Raw genomic sequence first — 13,031 nt, 5'->3', positions numbered from 1 at the left:
CGCCGCTCCCGGAGGGCGGCGGGCGGACGGGTCAGCGCACGTCGATGTAGTCGGCCCACGGGGTCTGCCCGTGGAAGTGCGTGGCGTCGCCGTAGTACCGCAGGCGCCAGGAGCCGTCGACGGTCGCCTTGGCGCGGAGCGAGATCCTGCCGTTGGCCGCCGACCGGCCGCTGGCGACCTGACGCCAGGCCGTCGAGCCCTTCGCCTGGAACTGCAGGACCACGGTCCCGTTCCCGTACGTCCGCCAGGCGCCGCCGACATGGTGCTGGAGCGTGCCCGTCGTGGTGACGAGGGCGCCCTTGCGGACCGGCTCGGGACCGGTGTCCGCGTTGATGATCCGGGCCTCGGAGCGGGCGAGGCGGAAGACCCCGCTGACGGCCCCGTCGAAGAAGTCCGACTGCGGGTGCCGCAGCCGGTAGTAACCGCCCCGGCTGGTGGCCGTGACGGTCGTGGAGTAGTAGTTGCTCGCCCAGCCGGTGGCGATCTTCCGCCAGCCGGTCCGGCCGTCGGGCGAGACCTCCAGGTAGACCGCCTGGGTGTCGAAGTAGGCCTGGGAGTCGTAGACGGCGCGGAGCGTGCCCGTCGCGGTGACCTTGCCCTCGTTCGTCAGGACGCGCGAGCCCAGCAGGAACTTGGCCTCCTGGGGGTGCGCGAGCGGTCCGACGACATTGGTGGTGAACCTCTGGTACGGGTCGACCGGGGTGACCGACCAGCCCCCGGCGCGCTGCCCCGGGAGGGCGGGGATCTTCCCGGTGAAGCGCCCGTCCGCGTCGGTGGTCACGATCTTGGAGAAGGCGGTGGTGGCGACGTGGGTCCAGTCGGGGCCGACGCGGACCTGCTGGCCCGCGAGGGGGGCGCCGTTGTTCTGGGGGTCGGTCATCCGGCCGGTGACGACGGCTTCCTGGCCGGGGACGACCCTGGCCCGGTCGGCGCGCGCGGTCACGGCCACGGCGTGGGAGCGCCAGGTGTAGAGGTTGCGGTCGAACGAGAGGTTCCCGCGCACCTCTTCGCTGTTCTCGGCGTAGGAGACCCGGAACACTTCGCCGGGCCGGACGTCGGTGTACGCCTCGCCGGTGAACTCGCCGGTCTCCGAGGTGACGGGCGACTGCGCGGGGGTCTCCACGGGGGCGGTCCGCCGGATGTCGACCGTGCGGCCGGGAAGGGGCACGAGGTCGCCGGAGCCGGGCTGGACACCGGTCAGGGTCCCGGTGGGGACGGTGGTGCGGTCGTCCCAGCCGGGCTGGGAGAGGCTGAACGCCAGCTCCGGCCTGAGCGTGAAGTCGAGGACTCCCGCGTCGGCGCGGGTGTGGCGGTTGCCGCGCGAGTCGACGGCGGTGACGTCGATGGCGTACCGGCCGAGGGAGGGCAGCGTGCCGCCGTCCTCGGTCAGCTTCAGCGGCGTGTACGAGAGCCCGAACCGGCCCTTGTCCCAGGTGTATTCGGGGACGGCGGGGACCTCGATGACGGTGTCGCCCCTGCGGAGGGTCGCGGAGACCTGGGTGACCGTGGTGCCCGGGGCGTCGGTCCAGGCGCTCACCCGGAAGGAGCCGCGCTGGGCGGCCTCGGTGACGGCGGGGCCGATGCCGATCGGGGACGGGGAGGCGGCGGCCGTCACCGGGGCGGTGGCGCCGAGGAGGAGGCCCGCGGCCAGGGTGGTGGTGAGGGTCGCGGCGAGCGGGACGGAGGTCCGGCGGCGGTCAGCGCGCATCGATGTACTTGTCCTTCGTCTCGCTGTAGAACCAGCCGTTCGCGGACTGCTTCACCATGGCCCAGGTGCCGTCGCCGTAGTTGGTGGCGCGGAAGCTGAAGGAGCCGTTGGCGCCGGTGGTGATGTTCCGGGTCACCCAGTACCACTGGAAGTCGCCCTTGGGCTTGAACACGAGGGTCACCTTGGCGCCCTTGAGGGGCTTCCAGACACCGCCGGTCTGCTGCTGGAGGGTGCCCGAGACGGTCATCTTGGAGTTGACCGAGGGGCGGGCGGGGGTGATCGAGAAGGCCGAGAACCGGGTCGGGATGCGGCCCAGCCTGATGCTGCCGGTGGTCTTGGTGACGAACTGGTCCGTCTCGTAGTGGTGCAGCCGGTAGAGGGCGTTGACGTAGGCGCCCGAGGTGGTCTCGAAGGCGCAGTGGCCGCCGCCGCTCTGCGCCTTGGCGGTGGCCAGGTTGCGCCAGGTGCGGCCGTTGTCCACGGACGCCTGGAGGTGGACGGGCTCGTCGTAGCAGCCGCGCTGGGTCGCCATCCGGCCGGTGGCCGAGAGCTTGCCGTACTCGTCCAGGGTGATGCGCCAGTTGGTGAACGAGAACGGCTGGGGGACGGCGATGCCCCCTTGGTCGAAGGCGGTGGTCGTGTAGTACACCGAGGGCGCCAGGTACGTGTAGACCTGGGTGGTCGAGGTGGCGCGGGCCGGGAAGGAGAAGGTGCCGTTGGCCGCCGAGGTGCCCCGGCCCATGACCCCGTGGGTCGTCAGGGAGTGGTACGGCGGCTGGGAGGAGCCGCTGACGAGGGGCGCGCCCGCGTAGGGCTTCCAGCCGTCCTCGGTCAGCCGTTCGACGCGGCCGGTGACGGTGACGTTGGTGTTCACCGGGACGCGCCACTTGTTGAGGTTCGCGTAGATCCGGTAGGTGGTCTTCTCCACCTCGACCTCGGGGACGGCCGAGGGCCGGTTGGCCACCGTGTCGGCGGAGGCCGGGACGACGGTCGCGGTACCGCCGCCGATCTTCGCGTTGGGGGTGAACGGCAGCGAGAAGGTGCCGTCGGCGCCGGTGGTGGCCCGGCCCTTCAGGACCTTCCAGTCGTCGGCGTGGGTGTCGAGGGCGACCTCGACGGTGGTGCCGGCCGGGGCGGGCGTCACCGCGCGGGTGACCGGGTCCCAGGTGGTGGCCGTCCCGGACAGGACGACCTTCCGTTCGGTGAGGCTGGTGGTCTTCCGGTCGAAGGAGAGCCGGGAGACCCCGGTGTGCCGCTTGTGCTCGTACGTGCCGCCGGTCCACCGCTGGACGGTGCCGCCGGGCTGCCGGTACTCGACGAGGACCGGGTACGTCCCGTAGGGGGTGCCCTCGGGGAGCCGCGGCGCGGTGGCGCTGGTCTGTCCGTAGGGCAGGCCCGCGTCGGTGTCGGTCATGCGGTGTGCGAGGTCGTCGGTCGTGGCGAGCACGGCGGCGCCGGGCGCGGTGGAGGCCAGCACGCTGGCCTTGATCCACAGCGGGCTGCCGCTGATCTGGACGCCGATCCTGGCGTCGTCGGTGGTGAAGGTGCCGGACACGTCGGCCGCGTAGGCGGCCGGGGCGTGGACGACGGCGGGCGTGACGACGCCCGCCGAGAGTGCGAAGACGGCTGCGGCACGCACGAAGGCGCGCGGAAGCCTGCGCTGAGAGCGCGGCAAAGGGGACCCCCCACAGGTCGGGATGGCGGCATCGCCGGGAACCGGGCGGCCGCGTGGCAGAACTGTAGCGCTGACGTGTTGAACGTGTTCACTTGGTGGACGCGAGTGCCGGAAGTGCCGGAAGCGTCCCCTTGGCGGGGCGGCTCGGGGCGGGCCCGGCCGGGCCGCTCACACCGCCCTGAGCAGGGCCTCGGCGATCGGTTCCCCGGTGCGTCGGGCGCGCGCCAGGCCCGCCTTCACCTCGGAGAGGGTACGGGGACGGTGACCGGGTCCGCCGCAGCAGGACTTGTGGAAGCGGATGCCCGAGTGGAGCACGACCGAGAGGGCCCGCCAGGCGGAGACGTCACGGCGCTTGGGCGGTGCGAAGGCGGAACCCGCGTGGATGAGGACGCGCGCGCAGCGCGGACACCGCCGCTCGCGCTCCGGACCGTACGTCTGCTTGTACGAGGCGCGGCACGGCAGACAGACGTACGAGGTCTTGGCGTGGCCCATGGCGCCAGAGTAGGAGACCGGGGCGGGGGAGGCTCGCGGTTTTCCTGGCGGGGGGCGGCGAGGGCGGCGGGGACGCCGGGTGCGGCTGCTGGACGGCCGGGTCCGGGACCCGTACGGGAGTGCCCGTACGGGAGTCGCCTGGAGGGGGTACCAGTACGGGAGTGCCCGTAAGGGAGTGCCCGTACGGGTGCCTCCGGGCCCGGCAGGCAGGGGGCCGGGCCGGGCGCGGTCAGGCCGGGGGTGCCAGTAGTGCCGGGTCCTGGCCCGCGCGCCGGAGGGCTTCCGCCACGAAGCCGTTCGCCTTCAGTTCCTCGACGGTGGCGCGGAGGAACGCGAGCGTCCCCGGCGCGCGGCCGGTCGTCGTGCCGACCGCCTGCCGGATCTCCATGAACCGGTCCCCGATCATCCGCACGCCGGGGTTCTCCCGTACGTACGCGGTGACCGGCTGGCGGATGCCCGCGCCCGCCTCCAGGCCCTCGGAGCGGAACACGTCCACCCCCTCGTCCCCGCGCACCACCGTGGCGTGCGCCAGCGACCGGGACAGGAACAGGTCGTACGCGGAGCCCCGCTTGACCCCGATCCGTACGCCCGCCGCGTCCACGTCCGCCGCCGAGCCGAGGGCCGAGTCCTCGGGCACGACGTACACCCCCTCGATGACCACGTAGGGGGCGGTGAACGCGACCTCCTTCTCCCGCGCCGGGTCCACCGCGAGGAAGCACAGGTCCGCGCGGCCGTCCGCCATCGCCTCGAACGACTTGCGCGCCGCGTCGAAGCACAGCAGCTCCACCGGCACCCCGAGCCGCGCCCCGATCTCCCGCGCCAGGTCCACGGTGATCCCGGAGGGGTCCTCGGGGGTGCCCTGGGCCAGTACGGGGTTCCCCAGGTTGACCGAGGCGCGGAGGGTCCCGGTGGGCGCGAGGTCGGCGGCGATCTCTGCGGTGATCCCGGCGGCGATCTCTGCGGTGCGTTCGGCGATGTGGTCGGCGGCGCGGTCGGCGTTCGTCATGGGGAGGGAGTCTAGGCAACGCCCCGCCGGGCCACGGGAGGTGTCATCCCGCCGGGCCCTCAGGACCTGCGGGCCGGGCGGGTACGCCGAAGGGCCCGGCCGGAGTGTTTCCGGCCGGGCCCTCGGGGAGGTCGCGGGCTGTTTCCGCTCAGACCTTGGCGGGTTCGGGGCGCGCGGTGGGCGACGGGTCCTCGCCCGCCGTCGCCGTCACGGTGTCCGGAGCCGTGGCCCCGGCCGTCTCCCCGGCCGTCTCCGAGGCCTTCTCCGTGTCCACGTTGAACTCCTCCAGGAGCTCCCCGCTGAAGCCCCAGAAGTAGGTGGCGACGAATCCGGCCAGGTAGCCGACGAGCAGACCGCCGCCGTAGATCGCGATCGTCGAGCCCAGACCGTGGTTGCCGTCGAGGAGCGGGAAGAGCGCCCAGCCGGACGGGCCGATCGCGGTCGAGCCGACCTTGTCGCCCAACATGCTGAACAGTCCGATGAAGCCGCCGCCGAAGGCGCCGCCGACGCAGGCGGTGATGAACGGGCGGCCCAGCGGGAGCGAGACGCCGTAGATCAGGGGCTCGCCGACGCCCAGGAAACCGGCCGGGAGCGCGGACTTGATGGTGCGGCGGATGGAGCCGTTGCGGGGGAGCTTGAGGTAGACGGCCATGGCCGCGCCGACCTGGCCCGCGCCCGCCATCGCGAGGATGGGGAGGAGGACCGTGTAGCCCTGCTGCTCGATGAGGGTGGTGTGGATCGGGATGAGCGCCTGGTGCAGGCCCAGCATCACCAGCGGCAGGAAGAGCCCGCCGAGGAGGAATCCGGCCCCGGCGCCCGCGTTGGTGAGGAGCCAGTCGGCGGCCTCGCCGATGGCGGTGGAGATCTCACCGGCCACGAACATCAGGCCGAAGATGGTGACGAGACCGGAGATCAGCACGGTGAGGGTCGGGGTGACCAGGACGTCCAGGGACTCCGGCACCCAGCGGCGGCACCACTTCTCCACGTACACGGCGAGGACCGCCGCGCCGAGCGCGCCGAGGACACCGCCCTGGCCGGGCGAGAGCGTCTGACCGAAGGCGTCGATCTTGGCGACGCCGGGGAAGACGATGATCGCGGCGACCGCGCCGCCGAGGATCGCCGTACCGCCGAACTCCTTCGCCGTGTTGTAGCCGACGAAGACCGCGATGAGCGCCATGAAGCCGCTGGCCATCGCCGCGAGCGCGGGGGTGACGCCGGGCAGCCAGCCGAGGTTGACGAGCAGACCGTTGAGACCGGCGATGATGCCGCAGCCGATGAGGGCGGGGATCAGCGGGACGAAGATGTTCGCGATCCGGCGCAGGAACAGCTTGAACGGGGTCGCGTTCTTCTGCTTCCGCGCCTCCTTCAGGGCCGCTCCCTGGGCCGCCAGTTCCTCCGCGCCGGGGGCGCCCGAGGGCTCGGGCTTCGGAGCGGCGGCGATCAGGGCCTCGAACTCGGGGGTCACCCGGGCTACGGTCCCCGGCCCCAGGACGATCTGGTACGTGTCGTCCTCCACCACGCCCATCACGGCGGGCAGCGCCTTGAGGGCGTCGTCCTGGACGAGGGAGCGGTCCCGCAGGCCCAGCCGGAGGCGGGTCATGCAGTGGGCCACGGAGCTGATGTTCTCGGCGCCGCCGACGAGGGGGAGGATCGCGGCGGCTGTGGCGCGGTTCTTGTCGTCTTTGCTCATGGTGCGGTGGTGCCTTGCTGTGAGGGGGGTTCTCGCTGGTCCTGGTGGTGCGGGGGCCTGGTGTGGGGGCAGGCGGCGGGAGGCCGGTACCGGTCGGCCGGGGTGACGGTCGGCTGACCGGACGGTCAGTCGGTCGTGGGGCCGGTCGCGTGCAGCGCCGCGCGCAGGTGGCCCCGGGAGACGGTCAGCCGGTCGGCGGCCGTGGGGGCGTCGACGTCGGCGAGGATCATCAGGATCGCGTTCTTCACCTCCCCGTCGGCGGCGGTGAGGGCGGTCTCGATCTGCTCGTCCGGCGCGCCGGTGGCCAGGGCGACGATCCGCCGCGAGCGGGCCTGGAGCTTCTCGTTGGAGGCGCGGACGTCGACCATGAGGTTCCCGTAGGTCTTGCCGAGCCGGATCATGGTGATCGTCGAGATCATGTTGAGGACGAGCTTCTGGGCGGTGCCCGCCTTGAGCCGGGTGGAGCCGGTGAGCAGCTCGGGACCGGGGACGACCTCGATGCCGTGCTCGGCGGCGGCGGCGAGCGCGCTGTCCGCGTTGCAGGAGAGGCCGATGGTGAGCGCCCCGGCGGCGCGGGCGTGCTCGACGGCGCCGATGGCGTACGGGGTGCGGCCGGAGGCGGAGATGCCGACGACGGTGTCGTCGGGGGTGATGCCGAGCGCGGTGAGGTCGGCGGCGGCGAGTTCCTTGGAGTCCTCGGCGCCTTCGACGGCCTTGACCATGGCGGACGGGCCGCCCGCGATGAGGCCGACGACCTGGGCGGGGTCGGTGTTGAAGGTGGGCGGGCATTCGCTGGCGTCGAGGACGCCGAGGCGGCCCGCGGTGCCCGCGCCCATGTAGACGAGCCGGCCGCCCCGGGCCATGCGCGCGGCGGTGGCGTCGATCGCGGCGGCGATGGCGGGCAGCTCCCGGGCGACGGCGGCGGGGACGGTGGCGTCCTCGCCGTTCATGATCGCGGCGATCTCGGCGGTGGGCAGCTGGTCGATCTCGGCGAGCTCCGGGCGGAAGGCCTCGGTGGTGAGGGTGGCGAGCTGGGCGCGCAGTTCGGAGTACGTGGTGGACATGGGGCGGCTCTTTCGGGTTTCAGCGGGTGCGGGGTGAGTGCCGGTGGGCGAGGGCTTCGTACGAGGCGGCGAGGGCAGGGGCCGCCGTCTCGTACGTACGCTGGGTGACGCAGGTGAACAGGCAGTCCACGACCAGGAGTTGGCTGGTGCGGGACGACATGGCCGCGGGGCGGAGTTCGCTCTCGCGGGCGGTCGAGGTGGTCAGTACGTGGTCGGCGTACTGGGTGACGGGGCCGTCGGGGCGGCCGGTGACGGCGACGGTGGTGGCGCCGTGGTCGAAGGCCACCCGGAGCGGTTCTATGACGTCGCCGGTCGAGCCGGAGTGGGTGATGGCGATGGCGACGTCCCCGGAGCGCAGTTGCACGGCGTTGGTGACGGCGAGGTGCGGGTCGCTGTGGGCGTGGGCGACGAGGCCGATGCGCAGGAGCTTCTGGGCGAGGTCCTGGGCGACGAGGCCGGAGGCGCCGACGCCGTAGATGTCGACGCGGCGGGCGGCGGCGAGGGCGGTGACGGCGGCGCCGAGCTGGACGGTGTCGAGTCCGGCGGCGGTGTCGGCGAGGGTCTGCTGCTCGTCGTAGGCGAGTTTGGCGACGACGTCGGCGATCGGGTCGTCGACGGCGATGTCGGCGGTGACGGCGGGCGCGCGGCCGGACTGCTGCTGGGCGGCGAGTCCGGCGAGGGCGAGCCGCAGGTCGCGGTAGCCGGGGTAGCCGAGGAGGCGGGCGGTGCGGACGACGGTCGCCTCGCTGGTGCCGGTCAGTTCGGCGAGGCCGGTGACCGTGAGTGCGGCGCAGCCCGCCGGGTCTCCGGCGACGGCCTCGGCCACCCGCTGCATGGAGCGGGTCATGGAGGGCGCGAGGGTCCGTACCTTGGCCGCGAGGGCGGCGGGCGCGGGCGGCGCGTCGCTCGTGAAACTTTCCTTCACATCATTGGTCACATCTGAAAGATACTTTCGGCCGGGTGGCGTGGACAAGACCCCGACGGTCCCGGATGAGAGGGGGACCTTGGTCCCTCCCCGTACGGATTCCCGGCGACGGGTGACAATGAACCCATGGACGACATCGACACCGTGGAGCAGGCGCTCCACGCCGCCCGCGCACTGGTACTGGCCGATCTGGCGGCCCGGGACGTCGCCGCGGCCGAGGTCGTGTCGATGGTGGAGGACGCCGTGACCCACCGGCGCTGGTGGGTCGAGCAGTGGCCGGAGGGGGTCGGGTACGTCGCCGGGCTGGTCGCGCAGGACGTCCAGGACGCCTTCCTCGAACGGTACGGACGCTGGCCGCTCTGCCCGGTCTGCGCCTCCGACGACCCGCACGCCCTGGACGTGGAACCCGAACTGGGCCCGGACCCGCACTGGGTCTGCGCGAAGCGGGGCGTGGCGGTGGCCCCGGTCGGCGGCCTGAGGTGACGGGGGCGGAGTGACCGGGACCGGAGGCGGGCCGGGCCCGGGACCGGGACCGGGAGCGGACCCGGGACCGGAGGCGGACCGGTGTGACGAGTGGGACGGTGGGCGGACCGGGACGACGGCCGGGTCCGGAGCCGGAAGGCGGACCGGAATGACGAGCGGCGCGGAAGGCGGCCCCGTATGACCCTCTACATCGACCCGCCGACCTGGCCGGGCCACGGACGCATGTGGTCGCACCTGGTCAGCGACGTCTCCTTCGAGGAGCTGCACGCCTTCGCCGCCCTGATCGGCGCCCCGCCGCGCGCCTTCGAGCGGGACCACTACGACATCCCGTCCGACCGGTACGCGGACGCGGTGACGGCGGGCGCGGTGGAGGTCGGCTCCAAGGAACTGCTCCACCGCCTGACGACGGCGGGCCTGCGCAGACCGAAGGGACGCCCGGCGGGGTGAGACGGGGGCCGGTGCCAGGGTCGGGGCAGGGCCAGGGGCGGGGTCGGTGCCGATGCCAGGGCCGGGGTCGGTGTCGGTGCCGGGGATGTGAGGGTCCGGCGGTGGGAGTACGGGCCGGGGCATGGCCCGTACGAGTTCACCCGTAAGAGTCATGCCGTAGGGATCGGCCCGTACGGGTCAGCCGAGCCGGGCGGCGATGGCGCGGGCGCAGGCGAGGGCTTCGGTGCGGGTGGTGTCGACCTCGACGTCGTAGTGGACGCCCCGGTGGACGAGGTCCGCCTGCCGGGCGGCCATGCCCGGGACCCGGTCGCCCCGGGCGGTCTCGCGTCCGGTGGCGACGGCGGGTTCGCAGCGGACCCCGGCCCAGAGGACGTCCAGGTCGCCGAGGACGGCCCGCCACCGCTTCTGGGAGTCGGCGCCGCCGAGGAACACGTCGTCGACGACGACCCGGGCCCCGGCGCGTACGGTCGAGGCGATCCCGTGCGCCCAGGCCGCTTCGAGTTCCTGGAAGGCCGCCCCGACCGCGATCCCGCCGTCCGGGTCGAAGACGATCCCCGAGTCGTCGGCGTTCCTTATCGACGGGGGCAGGGAGTCGACGAACGCGTCGATCCCGAACACCAGCCACGGCCCGGGGAGCACGGTCTGGAGGCACCGCGCGATCCCGGACTTCCCGGAGCTGGAACCGCCGTTGAGAATGATCATCCGCTTCGTCACCCGGGTCACCCTAGGCAGTCCGGCCGGAGTCCGCACCGTCGTCGCGTCGCCCGGTGGGGCCTCCCGTACGGTCCGTGCCTGCCCGGAAGAGAGCCGCGAATGGCGCGCGCCGTTCTGAACTGCCTTGCGCAGAAAGGCGATTCGACTGTCGTGGCGCGAAGGCGACCGTAGGATCGGCCGAAGGAAGCGGGTCGGGGGAGACGGGGGATTCCGTGAACGGCAGGATCGGGCTGACCGAGGTCGTGGCGGCGCTCCAGGAGGAGCTCGCGGAGGCGGCGCGGGCCGGTGCCGGACGGGGCGTCCGGTTTCCCGTGGAGGGGGTGACCCTGGAGTTCCAGGTGGCCGTCACCGTGGACGCGCAGGCCGGTGGCAAGGCCAGGTTCTGGGTGCTCGAACTGGGGGCCGAAGCCGGGTACGGCAGGGAGACCGTGCAGACCGTGACCCTGCAACTGGGCGCTCCTGTCGGGCGGGACGGGGAGTCCGTGCGGATCGCCTCGCTGCCCAGCCGCGAGAGGCCCTGACCACGGTGCCCGAGAGCCGGTACGCGGTCGAGGTGCTCCACCGGCGGGGAAGCGGGACCACGGCCGAGTGGACGGTGGCGTCCGGGTACTGCGTCGGCGGACGGTACGTGCTGACCGCGGGCCACGCGGTGGGCCCGGGGAGCGTGTCCGTACGGTTCTGGGGCGGCGTGGTCCTCCCCGCCGAGGTCGTGGCGGAAGGGGGCGGCGCGGCGGATCTCGCGCTCGTGAGACTGCTCGCCGCGGTCAGCCCCGAGCCGCCGAGGGTGCGGGTGGCCCGGGTGGACACGAGTCGGGCGGCGGTCCTGTACTGCCAGGGAGTGGGATACCCCTGGTGGAAGGAGGGCGACGAACCGGCGGACGGTCCCCGGCCCCGGGGGCGGGCCCAGTTGTTCGGGGAGGTGCCCACGGCCGAGGGGCCGGTCGGCGGACAGCTGACCTTCCACATGCGCGCGGCACCCGGCGAACGCCGGGACGGCCTCGGCAGGTCGGCGTGGGACAGCGCCTCGGGCACGGTCGTGTTCGCCGGGGACGGCGGGGGCGGGGAGTTCGCGATCGGCGTGGTCATCGAGCACCGGTCGCGGGACGGGGCGAGCGCGGTCACGCTGGAGCCGCTGACGGCGGTCGACCGCATGGATCCGGCGAACCGGGCGGCGTTCCGCGGCGTGCTCTGGCCCCGGGGCGGCGGCGAAGCCCCCGGTCACGGCGGAACCGGCGGCCTCCCCGTGATCGTCGGCACCGCCTACCCCCACCCGGGCCCCCCGCGTCGCCCCGAGCGGATGTCCGTCCGCCGGATCCTCGCCGCTGCCGTCGCCGCGGTCGTCCTCGTCGCCGGGGCCCTGTGGTGGAGCGTCCGCCAGGACTCCGTGATCGACGGGCTCACCCCGGGCGAAGCCGTGAAGGTCACCCTCGCCGGAAGCACGGACCCCGGTGAGGTGGGCCTGTGGTGGGTCCTGAAGGACCCCATGCCGAGACCGGGACCGGACACCAGGATCCCCCGGCTGGCCGCGGCGTACGAGGGCGCGCCCCTGCTGGGGCAGGCCATCAGGCTCACCCTGGAGGGCAATCGGCGGAGCACGGTGGTGATCACCGACATCGGCGCGCGGATCTACGGCCGCGGGGCCCCCTACGGTGGCACCGCCTACCAGGAGGCGTCGGGGGGAAGCGTCACGGCCCTGAGCATCGGGCTGGACCTGGAGGAGGACCGGCCCCGGGCCCGTACGCTCGCCGGCGGGGACGGGAACGGCGCGACCCTCGGCAAGCACCACTTCGACGGCAGCGGTCTCACGCTGGTGCGCAAGGAGGTGGCGTCGGTGACGGTCAGCGCCTACGCGAGGCGGAGCCTGGTGCGCTTCTCGCTCGTGGTGTCGTACGCGGTGGACGGCAGGACGGGGTCCGTCGAGATCAAGGACGAGGACGGCGGGCCGTTCGTGGTGTCCGGGGTTCCGGCGCGACTGGCAGGCGCCTACTCCCGGGCCCCCGGTGCCCGCGACTGGACGGCGTCCACCACGGCCGGGTCGGACTTCCTCAAGTACGCGGTGGAGACGCGGCCCTGATGCGCCGGGACACCAAGGTCGTCGTCGGCATCCTCGTCCTGGCCCTGGCAGCGGTCGGTGCGATCGTCTGGCGTACGTACGGGTCGGCATCCGGGCGGTCGGCCCAGGACGGCCCCGGCCCGACCTTTCCCGGAGATCCGTGTCAGGCGCTGACGATCGAGGAGGTGAACACCGTCGCCGCCGTCCCCGAGGACTCGTACTACCGGACGATCCCCGTTCTGTCCTGGAACATCCCGGGAGGCGGGGGCACCCTGAACGACATGGGGCTCGCCTTCCAGACGGACCCCGTGTCCTGCCGGTACGAGCAGGACACCACCGACACCCCCGCCGATCCGGTGATCCGGGGCGTCGAGACGCGATGGGCGGCCGAGTGGAGCTACGCGCACGTTGCCGCGCGGGACTGGACGGCGGCCAGGCGCGCGTGGCTCGCCGACAACAGGTGCCGGTCCGCAGGAGGGACCGGCGGCTCCCAGGACGCCTTGTGGTGCGAGGACCACGGGCTGATCCTCCTGCGGGAAGGAAGGGTCTTCGGCTTCCGGGTGACCGACGACGTGGTACCGACCGCCGTGGGCCTTCCGGTCACCACCACGTGGTCGGAGTCCGGCGCGCGGCGGATGGCGGAGCGGATCCTCAGCCGCATCGAGAGCGGGGACTTCCCTCCGCCTCCGCCGACGGCCGGTCCGGACTCCGGCGGGAACATGATCGTCCGGGGGGTGTCCGGTTGAGCGGTGCCCTTCGTACGAGGGCGGAAGC

13 protein-coding genes are annotated in these 13,031 nt (G+C 73.3%); 5 read left to right on the top strand and 8 right to left on the bottom strand.

Features of this window, described 5'->3' with window-relative positions; translation table 11 throughout:
* Positions 1-31 precede the first annotated feature (31 nt).
* The 7 genes from ACFXGN_RS27890 to ACFXGN_RS27860 form a co-directional block, all read right to left on the bottom strand.
* Positions 32-1,708: a hypothetical protein gene (locus ACFXGN_RS27890; RefSeq protein ID WP_384864437.1), complete on the bottom strand. Its 1,677-nt coding sequence runs from the start codon at positions 1,706-1,708 to the stop codon at positions 32-34.
* Positions 1,698-3,347, bottom strand: coding sequence for a hypothetical protein (locus ACFXGN_RS27885; RefSeq protein ID WP_384864435.1), 1,650 nt, complete (start codon positions 3,345-3,347; stop codon positions 1,698-1,700). The genes ACFXGN_RS27890 and ACFXGN_RS27885 overlap by 11 nt, the downstream gene beginning before the upstream one ends.
* 204 nt (positions 3,348-3,551) lie before the next feature.
* Entirely contained in the window at positions 3,552-3,875 is a 324-nt protein-coding gene (locus ACFXGN_RS27880; protein WP_384864434.1) for a deoxyxylulose-5-phosphate synthase, read from the bottom strand.
* 229 nt (positions 3,876-4,104) lie between these two features.
* Positions 4,105-4,881, bottom strand: coding sequence for a transporter substrate-binding domain-containing protein (locus ACFXGN_RS27875; protein ID WP_384864432.1), 777 nt, complete (start codon positions 4,879-4,881; stop codon positions 4,105-4,107).
* A 148-nt stretch (positions 4,882-5,029) separates the two neighbouring features.
* Positions 5,030-6,571 (bottom strand): PTS transporter subunit EIIC, encoded by a 1,542-nt coding sequence (locus ACFXGN_RS27870; protein ID WP_384864431.1) that lies wholly within the window; start codon positions 6,569-6,571, stop codon positions 5,030-5,032.
* A 125-nt stretch (positions 6,572-6,696) separates the two neighbouring features.
* Positions 6,697-7,635 carry an N-acetylmuramic acid 6-phosphate etherase gene (murQ, locus tag ACFXGN_RS27865; protein ID WP_384864429.1) on the bottom strand — a complete coding sequence of 313 codons (939 nt, stop codon included), beginning with the start codon at positions 7,633-7,635 and terminating at the stop codon, positions 6,697-6,699.
* Positions 7,636-7,654: 19 nt separating this feature from the next.
* The gene (locus ACFXGN_RS27860; RefSeq protein WP_366445484.1) at positions 7,655-8,572 is read right to left on the bottom strand and encodes a MurR/RpiR family transcriptional regulator; all 918 of its coding nucleotides are present in this window, start codon (positions 8,570-8,572) and stop codon (positions 7,655-7,657) included.
* 114 nt (positions 8,573-8,686) lie between these two features.
* Here ACFXGN_RS27860 and ACFXGN_RS27855 point away from each other — a divergent pair, with 114 nt between their 5' ends.
* On the top strand, positions 8,687-9,043 hold the full coding sequence (locus tag ACFXGN_RS27855; RefSeq protein WP_384864427.1) for a hypothetical protein: 357 nt from the start codon (positions 8,687-8,689) through the stop codon (positions 9,041-9,043).
* A gap of 177 nt (positions 9,044-9,220) precedes the next feature.
* Positions 9,221-9,490, top strand: a complete 270-nt coding sequence (locus ACFXGN_RS27850; protein ID WP_366445482.1) for a DUF4031 domain-containing protein — start codon at positions 9,221-9,223, stop codon at positions 9,488-9,490.
* A 177-nt stretch (positions 9,491-9,667) separates the two neighbouring features.
* On the opposite strand, the gene cpt is transcribed toward ACFXGN_RS27850, so the two are convergent.
* The gene (cpt, locus tag ACFXGN_RS27845) at positions 9,668-10,192 is read right to left on the bottom strand and encodes a chloramphenicol phosphotransferase CPT (protein WP_384864537.1); all 525 of its coding nucleotides are present in this window, start codon (positions 10,190-10,192) and stop codon (positions 9,668-9,670) included.
* A 224-nt stretch (positions 10,193-10,416) separates the two neighbouring features.
* On the opposite strand from cpt, the gene ACFXGN_RS27840 reads away from it, so the two are divergent.
* Genes ACFXGN_RS27840 through ACFXGN_RS27830 form a run of 3 tightly spaced genes read left to right on the top strand, consistent with a single transcriptional unit; the run spans position 10,417 to position 13,003 of the window.
* Entirely contained in the window at positions 10,417-10,725 is a 309-nt protein-coding gene (locus ACFXGN_RS27840; RefSeq protein WP_384864426.1) for a trypco2 family protein, read from the top strand.
* Between the two features lie 5 nt (positions 10,726-10,730).
* Positions 10,731-12,278, top strand: coding sequence for a hypothetical protein (locus ACFXGN_RS27835; RefSeq protein WP_384864424.1), 1,548 nt, complete (start codon positions 10,731-10,733; stop codon positions 12,276-12,278).
* Complete coding sequence (locus ACFXGN_RS27830) at positions 12,278-13,003, top strand: hypothetical protein (RefSeq protein WP_384864422.1); 726 nt, start codon at positions 12,278-12,280, stop codon at positions 13,001-13,003. Before ACFXGN_RS27835 ends, ACFXGN_RS27830 begins: the two co-directional genes overlap by 1 nt.
* Positions 13,004-13,031 lie beyond the last annotated feature (28 nt).

The sequence above is a fragment of the Streptomyces sp. NPDC059247 genome (assembly GCF_042754005.1).
Lineage (GTDB): Bacteria > Actinomycetota > Actinomycetes > Streptomycetales > Streptomycetaceae > Streptomyces.
The sequence above is the reverse complement of the archived record's forward strand: the minus strand, read 5'-3'. Positions and strand labels throughout refer to the sequence as shown.